Source organism: Novosphingobium sp. HR1a, assembly GCF_015594425.1.
Lineage (GTDB): Bacteria > Pseudomonadota > Alphaproteobacteria > Sphingomonadales > Sphingomonadaceae > Novosphingobium > Novosphingobium resinovorum_A.
In genome coordinates, this window is record NZ_JABXWS010000036.1 from 1 (window position 1) to 16,832 (window position 16,832).

Here is a 16,832-nt window from a genome sequence, read left to right on the forward strand (position 1 = left end):
CAGAACATCTTGCGGAAGTCGATCCCCAACACGCGGCCCTGCGGTTCGCGATAGGCGGGCTGATAAGCGATCGGGGTGAGCCCGTTCTGATCGGTCACCTTCTGCCGCGAATCGAGCAGGTTGTTGGCCTTGAGCGACAGGCGCGATCCCTTGAAGAACGGCATCTTGGAAACAAGGTCCTCGTTGCGGCCGAGATCGGCGAAGATACGCAGCGATACGTCGAAGGTACTGCCGAACCGCAGGTCCTGGCTGCCGGGCGCACCCGAGCCATCGACCCGGGCAGGCGCGTTCCATTCACCCTTCAGGCGCAGGCCATAGCCGTTCTTGAACAGGCCGCCCTCGGCCTCAATGGTGTGGCGCGGAGTGCCGCCCGCCGAGGTCGAATTGCCGTTCAGCTGGTCGAGCACAGGCACACCCGGCGCGATGAGGATCGTGTCGGTGAAGCGCCAGGTGTGATAGATCGAGAGGTTCCAGCGACTGCCATTGCGACCGCCGGGAGGGCCAAAGCCGCCCCCCGGAGGACCACCCGGTCCACCGCCGGGACCCCGTCCGCCCGATTCGGCGCGAGTGCCACCGGCGCCGCGCTCGCCCGCATTCGATGCCATCGGCGGCTGACCGCCAAAAGCCCCGGGCGGCGGGAAGCCCGGCTGCTCGCCCTGCGCGCGGGTCGTGCCAGGGGCCGGCGTCGGCGCATTACAGAAACGCTCACGCAGTTCGGCGAGCTTAGCCGGATCGACCTTGCCGTCGGCGCCCATGATGCGCTCCCGCATGCGGTCGGGCAGGCTCGCCACGTCCGGTGGGCCACTGCCGCCCGCGCAGAGCGCGGTACGGATGCGTTCGAAACGCTCGGGGTCCATCGGACCTCGGCCGCCGCCTTCGCCGGGCGTGGCCCCCTGCCCTTCGGCCGAACAGGCACGCTGCTTGAACTCGGCGAGCTTGGCCGGGTCGATCTTGCCGTCCGCACCGGAGAGACGATTGCGCAATCCTTCGGGCAGGCTCGCCGGATCGGGATCGCCTGCGCCGGGCGCGCAGAGCTTTTCGCGGATCGCGGCGAAGCGCGAGGGATCGAAGTTGGGGCGTGCGGCTTCGTTGGACGTCTGCCCCCCATTCAATACCTGACCGCCCGCCATCGGCCCGTTCGGGCCGGTGACCGATTGCACCGGCGCAGCGCTCATCCGCGCGGACGAGCCTCCGGACGAACCGCCAGTCGATGACGAACCGCCGAGGCTACCCGAAATGTTAAAGCCCCAGCGCATGGAGGAAGTCTTCACTTCGTCGAAAGTCACCGCGCGCCGATCGATCCGGGTGAGGTTGCCGTCCGCGTCGCGCGTCACGCGGTCAGGGAAGGCGTCCTCGATCGCCGAAGTCAGCAGGGGGAACGCCTGCGTCACGTTGCTCGACCGGTTGCGGAAGTATTCGACGATCAGGTTTGAGCGCTGCAGGAACGGCAGCTTCCACTGTGCCGAGATTTTCCAGTCGCGCTGGGTTTCCTTCTTCAGGTCCGGATTGCCGCCGGTCACCGTGGTGACGAGCGCGGTGCGCGAATTGGTGAAATCGTAGACCGCGACGTTGTATGTCTCGACCATCGGCGCGGCCAGCTGGGTCAGCTTGGGCGCGGCCTGATCGACGATATAGCTCGCCTGCAGCATCAGCGTTTCGGTCGGCGACCATGTAACGCCCGCGCTCCAGTCCGTCAGCGTTCCGAAGTCCGACAGGTGGTCCAGTCCGCCGCTGAAATTCAGCGTGATGTCGCCCACCGCGCCAAGGAAATCCTCTCCCTTGCTGGTCAGCGGCAACGCCAGATTGACGCCGCCCAGCAGATCGCCGCGCCGGAGCGTCACGTTGCCCACGGTGTTGCGCGTGTCCTCGCTCATGGAGCGATCGAAGTCGTACCCGCCCTTGACCGTCAGGTTCGCCTCGCCCGCCGGCATCCGGAACGGCTTGCCCGACAGGGTAACGAGGTTGGACAGCGTCAGTTGGCGCGTGGTCGCGACGTCCACGCCTGCGCCCGGCACATTGGGCAGCGCCCCGGTGATGGAAAGCGCGCCGGATGCGACTTCGGCCTGCAGATCGCCGTACTGCGTCTCGGTGCGACGGCGATCGACGCGGGTATTCGTGTCGGTATACGTCGCATTGGCGGTAGCGCTGACCTGCCATTCGCCGAGCATCGTGCTGTAGCCGAGCCCACCCTCGAACGTATCGGTGATCGAGCGGTTGCTCAGCGGATCGGCCAGCGTGCGGCGCAGCGTCTGGCCGTCATACGTCAGCGGAACCGTGTCGAGCCCCGAAAGCGAGAGCGTGTTTGAGCGGGTATAGCCGCCGGTCGCGGTGATCGCCCCGGCCAGGCCCTTCTCGCCCAGCCCCTGCGTCATCGTGCCTTCCAGCGTCAGTTCGTGGTCCTGCGCGGCGAGGCTGCGATAGCGCGCCGGATCGGGATCGCCCGCGACTTGCGAGACACGCGATTCGTCCTGCGTGATGCCGCGCTCGGCCTCGGTCAGCATGCTGGTGTTGTCGAGCTTGCCGTTGACGTTGAAGCGGCGCGGCCCGGCGATCTTGAACAGGCCGCCTTCCAGTTCGTAATTGTCGTAGCCGCCGCGCGTAGGGCGATTGTATTCGCCCGAAGTCGTCACCGCCGAGAACTGGTCCTTGAGGATGATGTTGACGACGCGCTGGTTGGCCGAATAGCCGAAGCGCAGCGCCACTTCCTCGGGCAGCACCTCGACCCGGCGGATCGCCTCGGGCGGGATGCCGCGCATCTCGCGGAAGCTGGAGATGCGTTGGCCGTTGAGCAGCATGACCGGCGAGCCGCCGCGCCCGCGGCCGCTGCCGGTCTGCGGGCTGATCGCATCCAGCAGTTCCTCGATCGAGGCGACGCCATAGGACGCGATGTCGTTCTCGTCGAAGACCGCAATGGGCTGCTGGGGCACGTCGATCGAGCCGATCACGCGCGGCGCGGTGACGAGAATCTCGTTGCCGTGGACTTCCAGCGGGTTGTCGGGATCGGAGTCGTCATCCTTGATGACCGGCACGCTAGGTGCGTCAGCCGCCGCTTCCGCCGCGAACGCAGGCATCGGCATGGCGAGGCTCGCCACGAGGCTGATCAGAGGTAAGGAACGCAAGTGCAGTCTCCGCCAAGGTGCATCTGTGAAATAGTGATGTGTTCCTTCCCCTCCCGCGCTATTGCCTTGGCCTCTTGCGGACCACAAGCGGGGGCGCGGTATCATTTTGTCGCAATCGTCTTGCGCGAACATGAACCGGCGGCCCTTGCTACTGTACGCATCGTCGCGAAGTCGTTGCGGGCCATGGCGCGATGCGCAAATGGCGACAAAGCAGTCACACGAACGGCAAAAATGCCGCCAAGGCTTCCATTTTCGCGGAGTCGTGGCTATGTCGCGCGCCGATGACACACCAGAACAATGGAAACTGATCGCCAATGGCGAAAGAAGAACTCCTCGAAATGCGCGGCCGCGTGGTCGAACTTCTCCCCAACGCGATGTTCCGCGTCGAGCTGGAGAACGGCCACGAAATCCTCGGCCACACCGCAGGCAAGATGCGCAAGAACCGCATTCGCGTGCTGGTCGGCGACGAAGTGCTCTGCGAGCTGACCCCCTACGATCTCACCAAGGGTCGCATCACCTACCGCTTCATGCCGGGCCGTGGCGGCCCTGGCCAGTTCGGGTCCTGACCTGACTGCGGCAGATTTGTCGGCGGGGCATGGCGCCCCCCGACTCGTTCTCGCTTCCGCCAGCCCGCGACGCCGCGAACTGCTCTCCCGCATCGGGATGAGCGACTTCACGGTGGAAGCTGCAGACATCGACGAGACTGCGCATCCCCGCGAGGTGCCGCGCGATTACGCCCGGCGCATGGCGCGGGAAAAGGCGCTTGCGCTGCCTCCCGGCGATGCTTTCGTGCTGGCTGGCGACACCGTAGTCGCCTGCGGCCGCCGCGTGCTGCCCAAGGCCGAAGATGAGAAGACCGCGCGCGAATGTCTCGCGTTGCTTTCGGGCAGGCGGCACCGCGTCCTCTCCGCCATCGCCCTGCGCGCGCCCGGCGGCACCCTGCACGAGCGGCTGAACGAGACGATCGTGCGCTTCAAGCAATTGTCCAAAGACGAGGTTGAAGCCTACATCGCCGGCGGCGAGTGGGAGGGCAAGGCCGGTGGCTATGCCATCCAGGGCAGCGCCGAAGGCCTCATCGCGTGGATTTCCGGCAGCCACTCGGGCGTCGTCGGCCTCCCCCTGTTCGAGACGCGCGCCCTGCTGAAGGGCGCAGGCTTCCCCATTGGCTGAATGGCTGGTCGAAGAGGGGATCGGCGAAACCCGCGCGATTCTCGTCGATAACGGCCATGTCCTTGCCGCAAGGCTGGAATGGCCGGGCCGGCTGACCGCCGGTGAAGTCGCTGACGCAGTGCTGGTATCGCGCCGCGCCGGAGCCTCACGCGGAACGGTTCGCTTCGATTCGGGCGAGGAGGCGTTCGTCGACGGTTTGCCCAAATCCGCCAGCGAAGGCGCGCGCCAGCGGGTGCTCGTCACCCGCGCAGCGATGGCCGAGACCGGCCGCTACAAACTGGCCCAGACCCGCGCCAGCGATCTTGCCCCTCGCCCTGCTCCCACCCTTGCCGAATCGCTGCGTGGCGGCGGACTGCCGGTCAGGAAGGTCCGCCGCTTTCCCGACGATCCCTGGCCCGAGATCGTGGCCGAAGCGCTTGACGGCGTGATCGCCTTCGAGGGCGGATCGCTGGTGGTGACGCCGACCCCGGCGATGACGCTGATCGATATCGACGGCATCCTGCCGCTCGCCGCGCTGGCATTGGCCGCCGTGCCCGCGATCGCCGACGCGGTCGGGCGGCTCGACCTTGCCGGCTCCATAGGCATCGACTTCCCCTCGCTGGAGCGCAAGGACGACCGCCGCGCGGTGGACGAGGCTCTGGCCGAAGCGCTCGACCACTGGCCGCACCAGCGCACGGCGGTGAACGGCTTCGGCTTCGTGCAACTCGTCGCGCGGCTGGAACGCCCCTCCATCCCGCAGCGGGTGCGTGCCGCCCCCGTCGCCGCCGCCGCGCGCCTGCTTATGCGCAGCGCCGAGCATGTCGCCGAACCGGGCGCGCTGCTACTCACCGCGCACCCGGCCGTGCGCGCCGCGACGAGCGAGGAATGGCTCGCCGACCTCGCGCGGCGCACCGGGCGCACGATCCGCTGGCAGGAGGAGCGCACGCTTGCGCTGGCCGCCGGATTCGCGCAGGCGGTGCCGCTATGACCCTCTCCGAACGCAAATGCCCAATCTGCCGCAAACCCCGCGCCGCCGAGTTCACGCCGTTCTGCTCCAAGCAGTGCCGCGACCGTGACCTGCTGAAGTGGTTGGACGACGGCTACGCCCTGCCCGGGCAGCCCCACGATCCCGAGGACTTCGTCGGGCAGGAAAAAAACAATCCACAGGACGATTGAAATTTCTTCGTCATTTAGGGCTTGCCAAGGTCGGCCACCTTCTTCATAGGCCCGCCCACACCGCTCGCCGGTCTCTTCCAGAGGCCGCCGCCGAACGAGTGCCCGAGTAGCTCAGTTGGTAGAGCATGCGACTGAAAATCGCAGTGTCGGTGGTTCGAATCCGCCCTCGGGCACCATTTCCTTTCCTTTGGTGTCGCACCCGAAATCTAACGTCATTGCGGACATCCGTGATGGATTTCAGCATGTCCTGCCGGATTGTAATGCGGCTTTGATCTTTAGTCGCAAATTGTCGCATCTGCGAAATGGGCGCTTGCTCGCGCACCGTTTTGCTGAATAGGACAGGGCAACATCCAACAAGGCGCGCGACTTGAACAGCTTCCCCCCTTATGCCCTTCGCCGGCCCTCCGGTTGGCGCTGGCCGCTCCTGCCTGTTGCCGCCCTCGCGCTTGCCGGAGTGTCGCTAGCGGCATGCTCCGGTGAGTCGTCAAAGGGCCAGCAGCAGCGCACTGCCGAAGTCGGCTACATCGTCGCGCAGACCAGCAGCGTCCCCCTCTCGGCAACGCTCAGCGGCCGTACGGTCGCCTTCGAGACGTCCGAGGTGCGCCCGCAGGTAACCGGCGTCATCAAGCGCCGCTTCTTTACCGAGGGCAGCACGGTCAAGGCAGGCCAACCCCTGTTCGAGATCGACCCCAGCCTCTACCGTGCGGCAGTCAACCAGGCGCAGGCCAACCTCGCCAGCGCCCGCGCCACGGCGGATGCCGCATCGGTCAAAGCGGAGCGCTATCGCCCGCTCGCCGATATGGAAGCGGTCGCCAAGCAGGACTATACCGACGCCCTGGCGGCATCTCGCACGGCGAAGGCTGCCATTGCGCAGAACGCCGCCACGCTTGATACGGCCAAGATCAACCTGCGCTTCACCACCGTCCCCGCACCGATCAGCGGGAAGATCGGACGTCAGTTGTTCACCGTCGGCGCCCTCGTCAGTGCCACGCAGGCCGATCCGCTCGCGGTGATCCAGCGCATGGATCCGATCTACGTCGACATGCAGCAGTCCGCCGCAGAATTGACGAGTCTGCGCCAGCGTCTCGCGGCGGGGGGCGTCACCCCCGGCAGCACCGAGGTCCACCTCATGCTGGACGGCGGCATCCGCTATCCGCAGGCGGGCACCGTGCAGTTCTCCGAAGTCACGGTCGATCAGACCACCGGCACCGTCACCCTGCGCGCCCGCTTCCCGAACCCGGACGGCCTGCTGCTGCCCGGCATGTTCGTGACGGCGATGTTCGATCAGGCATCGGACCCCAATGCGTTCCTGATCCCGCAGAACGCGGTCCAGCGCGACTTCGACGGCAGTGCCTACGTCATGCTGGTCGGCGCCGACAACAAGGCTACGCGCCGCAAGGTCACCGCCGATCGCACCTACAACGAGTTCGCGGTCGTCACCGGCGGTCTCAAGAAGGGCGACAAGGTCATCATCCAAGGCCTCAACGGCCTGCGTCAGGGCGCTCCGATCAAGCCGGTTGTCAGCACGGCCCCCCAAAAGGTTGAGCCGCGCAAGGAAGGCCAAGGCGCAGAGACAGCGCAATCCGGCCACAAGCGCGGCTAACGGTTCATGTCCCGCATATTCATCGATCGCCCGATCTTCGCCTGGGTTCTGGCGATCATCGTGATGCTCACCGGTCTCGGTGCGCTGAACTTCCTGCCGAACGAGCAATACCCCGACATCGCGCCTACGCAGGTGAACATCCGCGCCACTTATCAAGGCGCGTCGGCGCAAACGATCGAGAACTCGGTGACGCAGATCATCGAGCAGCAGCTGACCGGCATCGACGGGCTGCTCTACTTCAGCTCCGAGTCGAGCAACCGCGGCCAGGCGACCATCAGCGCCACTTTCGCCAAGGGCACCGACCCCGACATCGCGCAGGTCCAGGTCCAGAACAAGGTCCAGTCCGCGATCCCGCGCCTGCCGCAGACCGTGCAGGCGCGCGGCGTCACCGTGACCAAGTCTAACGCCGACCAGCTGCTGCTGGTGGCGGTCTATGACGAGACCGACCAGCGCTCCAACCAGGACGTGTCGGACTATCTTGCCTCGAACATCCAGGACCCGCTCTCGCGCGTCCAAGGCGTGGGCGACGTCAACGTGTTCGGCGCGCCGCACGCCATGCGTATCTGGCTGGACCCGCGCAAGCTCGCCGCCGTGGCGCTCATGCCTAGCGACGTAACGTCCGCGATCACCGCCCAGAACACCGAAGTCGCGGCGGGCGAAATCGGCGGCACGCCTGCGGTCGACGATCAGGCGATCAACGCCGTCGTCACCGCCGGCTCGCGCCTACAGACCGCCGACCAGTTCCGCGCCATCGTGCTCAAGACCAACCCGGACGGCTCGGTCGTCACCATCGGCGATGTCGCACGGGTGGAGATCGGCGCGGACAACTATACCGCAGTCAGCCGGGTCAACGGCCATCCGGGCGCAGGTATCTCCATCTCGCTGGCGCCCGGCGCCGACGCCTTACGTACGGCAGAGGCGGTCAAGGCGAAGATGCAGGACCTATCCGCCGAAATGCCGGACGGTTTGACATACATCTACGGCAGCGACTCCACGACCTTCATCAAGCTCTCGGTCGAGGAGGTCGAGAAGGCACTGTTCGAGGCGATCATCCTCGTCGTCATCGTGATGTTCGTGTTCCTGCAAAGCTGGCGCGCCACGCTGATCCCGGCGATCGCGGTGCCGGTGGTGCTGCTGGGCACTTTCGCGGTGTTCTACGTGATGGGCTTCTCCATCAACACGATGACGCTGTTCGGGCTGGTGCTGGCGATCGGCCTGCTGGTCGATGACGCCATCGTGGTGGTCGAGAACGTCGAGCGCCTGCTGGAAGAGAACCCCGGCATGTCTCCGCGCGATGCCACCATCAAGTCGATGGAGGAAATCCAGGTCGCGCTGGTGGCTATCGCGCTGGTGCTTTCGGCGGTGTTCCTGCCGATGGCCTTCTTCGGCGGCTCGACGGGCGTGATCTACCGCCAGTTTTCGCTGACCATCGTGACCGCGATGGTACTTTCGGTGCTGGTGGCGCTGATCCTCAGCCCGGCGCTGACGGCGACGCTGCTCAAGGCCAAGAAGCCTCACGGTGAGGAAGATCACGAGCCGAACTGGATCGAACGACACCTGCCCTGGCTCGCGCGTGGCTGGGAGAAGTTCCATACCTGGTTCAACCGCAGCTTCGAGCGCGTCACCGATGCCTACGTGCGCAAGGTGGACGTCGTCGTCGCGCACAAGTGGCGCTGGCTCGCGCTGTTCGCGGTTACTTGCGTCGGCACGTTCCTGCTGTTCCAGCGCCTGCCCACCGGCTTCCTGCCGAACGAGGACCAGGGCAACATCAGCGTGCAATGGCGCCTGCCCGCCGGCACCCCGCGCTCGCGCACCGAGCAAGTGCAGCGCGAAATCGAGAAGTACTTCACGACTTACGAGAAGCACAACGTCGCGGGCATGTTCTCCGTCGCGGGCGGCGGGCGCGGTGCATCCGGCCAGAACAGCGGTCAGGGCTTCATCAATCTGACCGACTGGTCGCAGCGTACCGACCCCAAGGACAGCGCCGACGCCATCGTCCAGCGCGCCAGCGCCGCCTTCCGCAGCCTTCGTGACGCGCAGGTCTTCGTGCTGGTGCCGGGCTCCGTTCGCGGCCTCGGCGATTCAGCGGGCTTCACGATGGAATTGCAAAACGCCAGCGGCCTGTCCGACGACAAGTTCATGGCTGCGCGCGAGAAGCTGCTCGCCGCAGCAAGCGCGAACGACCAGCTGTCCGGTGTGCGCCTGAGCAACCTTCCAGACGTCTCGACCCTGAAGATCAACACCGATATTCGTGCCCTAACCGCGTTTGGGCTGACCCCCGGCAACGTCAATTCCACGCTCTCGACGGCATGGGGCGGTACGTATGTCAACGACTTCATCGACAAGGGCCGCGTCAAGCGCGTCTACGTTCAGGGCGACGCGCAGTTCCGCTCGCGCCCGGAAGACCTCGCGCAGTGGTTCGTTCGCGGGTCGGGCGGGCAGATGGCACCTTTCTCCGCCTTCTCCACCGTCGGATGGTCGACGGCGCCGAGTTCGACCTCGCGCTTCAACGGCCTGCCCGCGTACGAATTCTCGGGCAACGCAGGCTCGGGCGTCAGCTCGGGCACCGCGATGAACGTGATGGAGCAGCTGGTCTCGGATATCCCGGGCGTCAGCGTCGCATGGGCCGGTGCCTCGTATCAGGAGCGGCTTTCCTCCGGGCAAGGGCCGATCCTCTACGCCCTGTCGCTGCTCGTCGTGTTCCTGTGCCTTGCGGCGCTCTATGAAAGCTGGTCGATCCCGGTCGCGGTGATCCTCGTCATCCCGCTCGGCCTGCTGGGTGCGATCGCCTTCGTCACGCTGCGCGGGTTGGAGAACGACGTGTACCTGCAGATCGGCCTGCTGACGACGATGGGCCTCGCCGCGAAGAACGCGATCCTCATGATCGAATTCGCGGAGCAAGCCGAGCGCCAGGGCAAGCGCGTCATCGACGCCGCGCTGGAGGCCGCCAAGATCCGCCTGCGTCCGATCCTGATGACCAGCTTCGCCTTCATCTTCGGCGTGCTGCCGCTTGCCATCGCCACCGGCGCGGGCGCCAACAGCCGCGTCGCGATCGGCACGGCGGTGGTCGGCGGCATGCTCACCGCGACGATCCTCGCGATCTTCTATATCCCGCTGTTCTTCGTGCTCGTGCGCCGCAGCGTACGTGACGGCCTAGCCGCGGCACACGAGAAACTGCAGCAGCGCCGCGGGCGCTCGGGAGACGCAGCATGAAGCGCATGAGCATCCGCCTGATGGCGGGCGTCCTGCCTGCCCTCGCCCTTGGCGCCTGTTCGCTGGCCCCCAAGTACGTCCAGCCCGACTTGCCGGTCCCGGCCTCCTGGCCGGTTGGCGACGCCTACCTGCAGCAAAGCGAGGCTTCGCTGCCGGTGGTGTCCTACAAGGACATATTCCGCGATCCTCGCCTGCAGTCGCTCGTCGAGGAGGCACTGGCCAACAACCGCGACTTGCGCGTGGCGGCGGCGAACGTCGCGGCGGCGCGGGCACAAGTGCGCGTAACTCGGGCGAACCAGTTCCCGGCTGTCGGCATCAGCGGCTCCGCCACCGACACCGAGACCGGCGGCGGCTTCGGCCTCAACGGCATGAGCTATTCGGTGCAGGGCGGTATCTCCAGCTTCGAGCTGGACCTGTTCGGCAAGCTCGCCAACGCCACCCGGTCCGACCGCGATACAGCACTGGCGACGGAATCGGCAGCGCGGACGGTTCGCCTTGGCCTCGTCGCCGATCTTGCGCAGGCTTGGGCGACGTATGCCGCCGACACCGACCTGCTCAAGCTGGCGCAGGCTACTGCGGCCAACGCCAAGGATAGCGTGCGGCTGTCGTCCGCCCGCCTCAAGGGCGGCGTCGCCGCGCGCACGGAACTGCGGCAGGCCGAGCAGGTTCTGGAAACCGCCAATGGCGACCTCGCCACGCAGACCGCCGCGCTGGCGCAGGACATCAACGCGATCCGCCTTCTCGTAGGTGCGGAATTCGATCGCGCGCTGCTCCCGACCGGGATCGACGAGGTCAACTCCAGCCTCGGCGAAGTGCCTGCCGGGCTCTCGACGCAAGTATTGCTCCGCCGCCCCGACGTGGTTCAGGCCGAATACCAACTGCGCGCCGCCAATGCCGACATCGGCGTGGCAAGGGCTCAGCTTTTCCCCACGATCTCGCTGAGCGCCCTGATCGGCTTCGCCAGCCAGTCGCTGTCGAGCCTGTTCGACACGGCCTCGCGTACGACGACGCTGGGTGCGGACGGGAGTTGGTCGGTATTCAACGCGGGCGGCCGCAAGGCCAATGTCGAGGTGACCAAAGCCCAGCGCGACGCGGCCCTGGCGACTTACGAAAAGGCAATCCAGACCGCCTTCCGGGAAACCGCCGACGCCCTCGCCGACCAGGGGACGCTCACCGAACGCCTGCGCGCCGCGACCGCCTTCACCAGCGCCGCGCAGGATGCCGCCACTCTCACCGAGGCAAGCTATCGCCGGGGCATCGTCGGCTCGCTAGACAACCTCGTGGCGCAGCGCAGCCTCTATTCCGCGCGGCAGGCGGAGATCGCAGTTCGCCTCACGCAGGCGGGAAACCGGATCGCGCTTTATCGGGTGCTCGGCGGGGATCAGGCAACGGCGCCTGCTCAGCCGTAAAGCGGGACGATCTGCGGCAGTTCGACGGTCGTGCGGATGCCGGGAGCGGCAGCGCAGACCGCCGGGATGGCGTTGATAGGCCGATGCGCGGTCAGTCCGGGGGTGTAGGCTGCGTAGTCCTCCTCCGCGACCGGGAAGGTGATGTCCACCTTGACCGGCGTGTCCCCTTCGGTGGTGACCCGCCAGCCGGACTCGCGCAAGTTCCAGTCGTGTTCGATGTCGGTGGTGGCGTACCAGTTGGCACGGAAGCGCAGGATTGGGCGCCCTTTATGCATGCAGGTGATCGTGGTACGCATTGCGCCCACCGTACCGGCAGGTATCCTGCCTGCCGCGATCTCCACGTCGTGCCTCGCCGCCGACAGTTCGCCGACTGCCTCGATTTCGTCGCAGGGCAATCCTATGGCCTCGGCGATCTGTGAAAGCGAACTGCCGAAGTCGCCCTTGAGATGCTCGGCCCGGTGCTGGTCGAAAGGCGCCATGGGCGCTGCGAAGCCCATGATGTTGAACAGCATGTCGGGCGAATTACGGCTTGATACGTCGCCATATTCGTCGATCGTCAGCAGCCCATGCCCGCGCTGAAGCGACAGCAGCGGGATCGCCAGCGCCTCGGTGACGAAACCGGGGCTCGAACCGGTGGAATGGATCGAGGTTCCACCTGCGGCACAGGCCTCCTCGATCCGGGCACGGTTCCCGGGATCAATCAGCGGCGGGTAATGGAAGTCGCAGCGCGTCGTCACCACATTCTTGCCTGACGCGAGCAATGCACACAGGGCGTCCCAATCGGTCCCCTGCGGCATAAACAGCACGCAGTCGGCATCGAGAGCGACGATCTCGTCCAGAGAGTTGGTCGCCTTGATGCCGGTTTCGGCAAGGCCGCAGAGTTCGCCCGCGTCCTTGCCGACCTTTTCCGCCGAGTTGACCCACAGGCCGACCAGCTCCATTCGGGGATGCTCGATGACCATGCGCAAGGCGCGGCTGCCGACGTTCCCGGTTGCCCACTGGACGACACGCCAAGTCCTGTTTGCGTCTTGCGACATCGCTCTCTCCCTTTTCGCTGCGTTCAGCCTTGTTCCCGCACGTCAGCAAGCGCGCGTGCCGGGGACAATCCCCATGCGGGGACGGCTCGAAGTCAGAACTTCACTCCGAATTCCACGCCGTAAGTCACCGGCTTGCTCCAGTTCGCGCCGATGCCGAAGCTCGAATACTGCGCCTGCGTGAGGTAGCGGCTGTTGGTGACGTTGTCCCCGAAGATCGCGACGTGGAACTTGTCGTCCGGCGCATTCCACTGCGCGCGCAGGGCCAGGGTCTCATAGCCCCCTTGCTTGAACTGCACGCCCGAGGGACCGAAGAAGAAGCTCGACGAGTAGAACAGGTTGCCCGACAACGCGAGTTCCCCGCCGGCCAGGTCCGTCTCGTAGCGCGCGCCGACGAAGCCGGTGAATTCGGGCGTGCGCTGCATCGTCACGTCTTCCAGCGTAGTGGGAACGACGACGAAGGTGATCCCGTTGGCGGCGCAAGTCGCAGCGGTTTCCTCGCCCAGTTCAGAACAGCGCACGTAGACCGGCGCGTTGTTGAACCGCTTGTAGCGCGCATGGACGTAGGACGCGCCAGCGTTGATCTGGAAAGCGGGCGTGACCTGGTAGTGCAGCGCACCCTCCAACCCGTAGATTTCCGAGGTCGCGGCGTTGATGATCTCCGCCGTGCCGGTGCGGTAGATCGACACCTGCAGGTTCTTGTAATCGTAGTAGAACCCCGCCGCCTCGAACGAGAGGCCGCGGTCCTCGTACTTGAAGCCCACTTCGTAGGCGTTGATGTCCTCTGGCTGCACGCGGTTGCAGGTGTAGTTCGTGTCGGGGATCTGGCACGAGCCGCCGACGTCCGAGATCGCCGCCTTGTAGCCCTTCGTGAACGAGGCGTAGATACTCGTCCTGTCGGTCGGCTTGTAGCGCAGCACCACGCGCGGGGTCAGCTTGTTGTTCGAGATGTTCGGCACCGGCATCTCGGTCAGCAGGAACTGCTGGTTCCAGTAGGCATCGACGATCTTATCGATCGAATAGCGCGCGCCCGCGGTCAGGAAAAGCTGCGGCGTGATCTCGTAAGTGGCGTCGAGGAACGCGGCGTAGCTCCTGACCGTGGTGCTCGATCCGCCGAGCCGGATACGCTGGTCAGGCGCGTTTCCGCCGTTGTTGATGTAGGTGATATAGGTGTCGGTGTTCTGGAAGTAGAACAAACCCGCCGTCCACTGCAGCTTTGGCCCCGCCTTGGAGGTGAGCAGCAGTTCCTGGCTCCAGGTCTCGTTGAGGTTGGGCAGGCCAAGCTGGAACAGGTCCAATCCGGAATAGTCGAGGTCCTGCGACATGAACGAGTTTTCGCTGCGGTACTGACTGTAGGAGGTCAGGTCCGCGAAGCCGAGATCGGCGCGGATCGTGCCTTGCACTACGTCGGTATTAGAGCGGAAGACTTCCGGCACCGAACCGCTGGCGATGCGGTTCTTCGCCGTGGTGTAAGTCCCCGGCACTCCACCGAACGGCGCACCGAGCCCGAAATCTGAGGTGTCGAGGCTGGACGCCAGCATGGTCGAGGGATCGTCCACCTGGCCGTGCTTGTAGCGCAGCAGGACGTCCACCGTGTCGGTCAGTTCCGCCTTGAGGCCGAGACGGAACGACCAGTTCTCGTAGTCGCCCACGCGCCGATCATCATTGGAGATGTCGCGCTGCCAACCGTTACCGCGGCGATACTGGCCCTCTAGGCTCAGTGCCACACGGTCGGAAATGACGTAGTTGGTGAAGGCTTCGGCCTTGGCCTCGTTGTAGCGGCCGTAAGTCACGCGACCTTCGAAAGCATTGCCCGAAGTGGACGGCTCGCGAGTGGTGACGAGGATCGCGCCGCCGGTGGTGTTGCGGCCGAACAGCGTGCCTTGCGGCCCTTTCAGCACCTGGATCGAGTTCACGCTGATGAGATCGAAGTCGGCCGCCAGCGGGTTGGGCGAGTAGAACCCGTCGATGTAGATGCCGACATTGCCGCCCCCGCCCGAAGTCGTCACCGCCGTGCCGATGCCGCGAATGGTGGGCTGGAAGAACCCGCCCGCGAAGTCGAAGCGCAGCGCCGGGGTAACCTTGCCGATGTCCGCCAGTTGCTGCACGCTGGCGGTCTTGAGCGCATCGCTAGACAGGTTGGTGATCGAGATCGGCACGTCCACTTGCGCTTCGGCACGGCGCTGCGCGGTGACGATGATCGCGCCCTCGTCCGCTGCGGCGGCATTCTGTGCCTCCTGCGCGTGCACCGAAACCGGCGCCACCACTGCTAATGCGAATATGGACGCGAAAGTCCCTGCTGTCTTCACGATATCCCTCCCATCTGCTTTTGACGCGAGGCTACACGAGGTTGTTACGTGTTCCAGTGATCGGCCGGACCTTCGCCCAGATATCGCAGCGGCAGATTTGGCGGTGCTTCAGGTACCCGGGGTGATGTAGCCGATCGTTTCCTGGCGTGGATCATAGGACTCCGCCTTCCACCGCACGGAGCCGAATGGGCGCTCGAGACGGCGGCGCACACGGCGGCCATTGTTACTACGGTTGAAGCCGTCTGCCTGGGCCTGAATAGCGTAATCGGCCTGGGTGTAGCGCCCGCGCATGCGCAGGTAGTCGCCCCAGGTCGGACAGTGGTATCGCTCTGTCCATAATGCCGGGTTCTCGATGTCGCGCGCGATGGTCCAGTCGAAGCCGCCGATGCGCTTGCGCACCCTCTGCATGGTCATCATGACCTCGTAGAATTCGCGGGCGAGTTCGGGATCGACGTCGTACTCGACCTCGACGACCAGCGGGCCGGAGCGCAGGGTGAGCGGCAGAGTGGCCGAAGGTTCGTGACCGATCTCGACCGAATCCATGTCGGCCTCGGGCTCCTCGCGGATCGGAAGGACCATGCCCAGCAGCGCCGTGGCAGCAACAGCGAGGCCCGACGCGACCAGCGCGAAGGCGACGTCATGGCGGGCGGCGACCACTCCCCAGCCCCATGCGCCGATGCCGATCCCGGCCGTGATCGCGGAGGAGAACAGCGAAAGTGCCCGCGCCGTGACCCAACGCGGCGCGGAAAGCTGGACCGTCACGTTGAGCATGGCGACGGTAAGGATGTTGCCCGCCCCGACGACGAGAAAGGCAAGGCAGGTCAGCACCAGCGAGTGACTGAACCCTATCGCGACGAGGGCAACTCCGCTGGCGATCGCGAACAGCCTTATCGCCCACTCGGTCGAGACCATCGCCCGAATTTGGCTCACGAACAGCGCTCCCCCCACTGCACCGACGCCTTGTGCGCCAAGCAGGATGCCGAAAGTCGCTGCATTGCCCTGGAGAAGATCCTTTGCAATCAGCGGCGCAAGCGCAGAGGCCGTCGCCGTCGACAGCCCGAAGCCGAGCACCCGCAGCAGCGCGGTACGCACCGCCGGAGCATGCAGCGCGTAGCGCGCACCGGTCAGGATCGCGCGGTCGATCCGCTCCGGCGGCAACCGGGAAGGCACGTGCCTGCGTCGCCAGAAGAAGAACGCAGTGAGCAGCGGCAGGTAGAGCAGCGAGGTCATGCCGAACACAACCTTCACACCGTAAATCACCACGATCACTCCGCCCAACGCAGGCCCGAAACTGCGCGCGACGTTGTAGCTGATCGTTCCCAGCGCCACCGCGGCAGGCAGATGTGTGCGCGAGACCTGCTCAGGGATGGAGGCCTGCCACGACGGCGAGAACAGCGCCACGCCTGCCCCGGTCAGTACGCAGAAAGCCAGTAGCAGCCAGGGCGTCGTCAGCCCAAGGAACGTCACTGCCGCCAGGATTGCCGCACTCACCGCACTGAACGTCAGGCCGGTCATGGCAATCCGGCGACGGTCGAACATGTCGGCGATGGCGCCTGCGGGCAGGGTCACCAGCATCAACGGGATCATCATCGCGGTCTGCACCAGGGCGACCATGCTGGGTGAATTGCTGAGCCGCGTCATCTCCCATTGCGCACCGACGCCGAGGAAGAGCTGGCCGAAGTTGGAGAAGAGACTGGCCGTCCAGATATTGCGGAACGTGCGTTCGCGAAGCGGTGCGAAGGCCCCGCCTGCCTCCTCTTCCTGCGCCGTCGCCATCGCTGCTGTCCCCTGTCGTTATATCTGTGCGCCGATCTTGAACG

The 16,832-nt window shown here is 65.7% G+C and carries 11 protein-coding genes and 1 tRNA gene; 8 read left to right on the forward strand and 4 right to left on the reverse strand.

From position 1 onward, the window contains the following. Positions 1–3,119, reverse strand: a 3,119-nt coding sequence (locus HWN72_RS31020; RefSeq protein WP_069707734.1) for a hypothetical protein, incomplete at its 3' end; no start/stop codon positions are given. A gap of 314 nt (positions 3,120–3,433) precedes the next feature. Here HWN72_RS31020 and infA point away from each other — a divergent pair. From infA to HWN72_RS08325, 8 genes are all read left to right on the forward strand, one after another. Then, the gene (infA, locus tag HWN72_RS08290) at positions 3,434–3,685 is read left to right on the forward strand and encodes a translation initiation factor IF-1 (RefSeq protein WP_008832182.1); all 252 of its coding nucleotides are present in this window, start codon (positions 3,434–3,436) and stop codon (positions 3,683–3,685) included. Between the two features lie 16 nt (positions 3,686–3,701). Beyond that, positions 3,702–4,289: a nucleoside triphosphate pyrophosphatase gene (locus tag HWN72_RS08295; RefSeq protein WP_036524918.1), complete on the forward strand. Its 588-nt coding sequence runs from the start codon at positions 3,702–3,704 to the stop codon at positions 4,287–4,289. Further along, entirely contained in the window at positions 4,282–5,256 is a 975-nt protein-coding gene (locus tag HWN72_RS08300; protein WP_008832184.1) for a ribonuclease, read from the forward strand. Before HWN72_RS08295 ends, HWN72_RS08300 begins: the two co-directional genes overlap by 8 nt. Further along, positions 5,253–5,444, forward strand: coding sequence for a DNA gyrase inhibitor YacG (locus HWN72_RS08305; RefSeq protein ID WP_008832185.1), 192 nt, complete (start codon positions 5,253–5,255; stop codon positions 5,442–5,444). The genes HWN72_RS08300 and HWN72_RS08305 overlap by 4 nt, the downstream gene beginning before the upstream one ends. Before the next feature lie 100 nt (positions 5,445–5,544). After that, positions 5,545–5,620, forward strand: a tRNA-Phe gene (locus HWN72_RS08310). 191 nt (positions 5,621–5,811) lie between these two features. Continuing rightward, entirely contained in the window at positions 5,812–7,047 is a 1,236-nt protein-coding gene (locus HWN72_RS08315; RefSeq protein ID WP_008832186.1) for an efflux RND transporter periplasmic adaptor subunit, read from the forward strand. 6 nt (positions 7,048–7,053) lie between these two features. Continuing rightward, a complete protein-coding gene (locus tag HWN72_RS08320; RefSeq protein ID WP_008832187.1) occupies positions 7,054–10,260 on the forward strand; it encodes an efflux RND transporter permease subunit in 3,207 nt (1,068 codons plus the stop codon). Then, complete coding sequence (locus HWN72_RS08325; protein WP_069707735.1) at positions 10,257–11,669, forward strand: efflux transporter outer membrane subunit; 1,413 nt, start codon at positions 10,257–10,259, stop codon at positions 11,667–11,669. Before HWN72_RS08320 ends, HWN72_RS08325 begins: the two co-directional genes overlap by 4 nt. Here the strand turns inward: HWN72_RS08325 and HWN72_RS08330 are convergent. From HWN72_RS08330 to HWN72_RS08340, 3 genes are all read right to left on the reverse strand, one after another. Continuing rightward, a complete protein-coding gene (locus tag HWN72_RS08330) occupies positions 11,660–12,706 on the reverse strand; it encodes a dihydrodipicolinate reductase (RefSeq protein ID WP_008833354.1) in 1,047 nt (348 codons plus the stop codon). The two genes, HWN72_RS08325 and HWN72_RS08330, sit on opposite strands and share 10 nt — an antisense overlap. A gap of 92 nt (positions 12,707–12,798) precedes the next feature. Next, positions 12,799–15,012, reverse strand: a complete 2,214-nt coding sequence (locus tag HWN72_RS08335; RefSeq protein WP_289357665.1) for a TonB-dependent receptor — start codon at positions 15,010–15,012, stop codon at positions 12,799–12,801. Positions 15,013–15,120: 108 nt separating this feature from the next. Continuing rightward, on the reverse strand, positions 15,121–16,788 hold the full coding sequence (locus HWN72_RS08340) for an MFS transporter (protein ID WP_008833356.1): 1,668 nt from the start codon (positions 16,786–16,788) through the stop codon (positions 15,121–15,123). Positions 16,789–16,832: the final 44 nt, after the last annotated feature.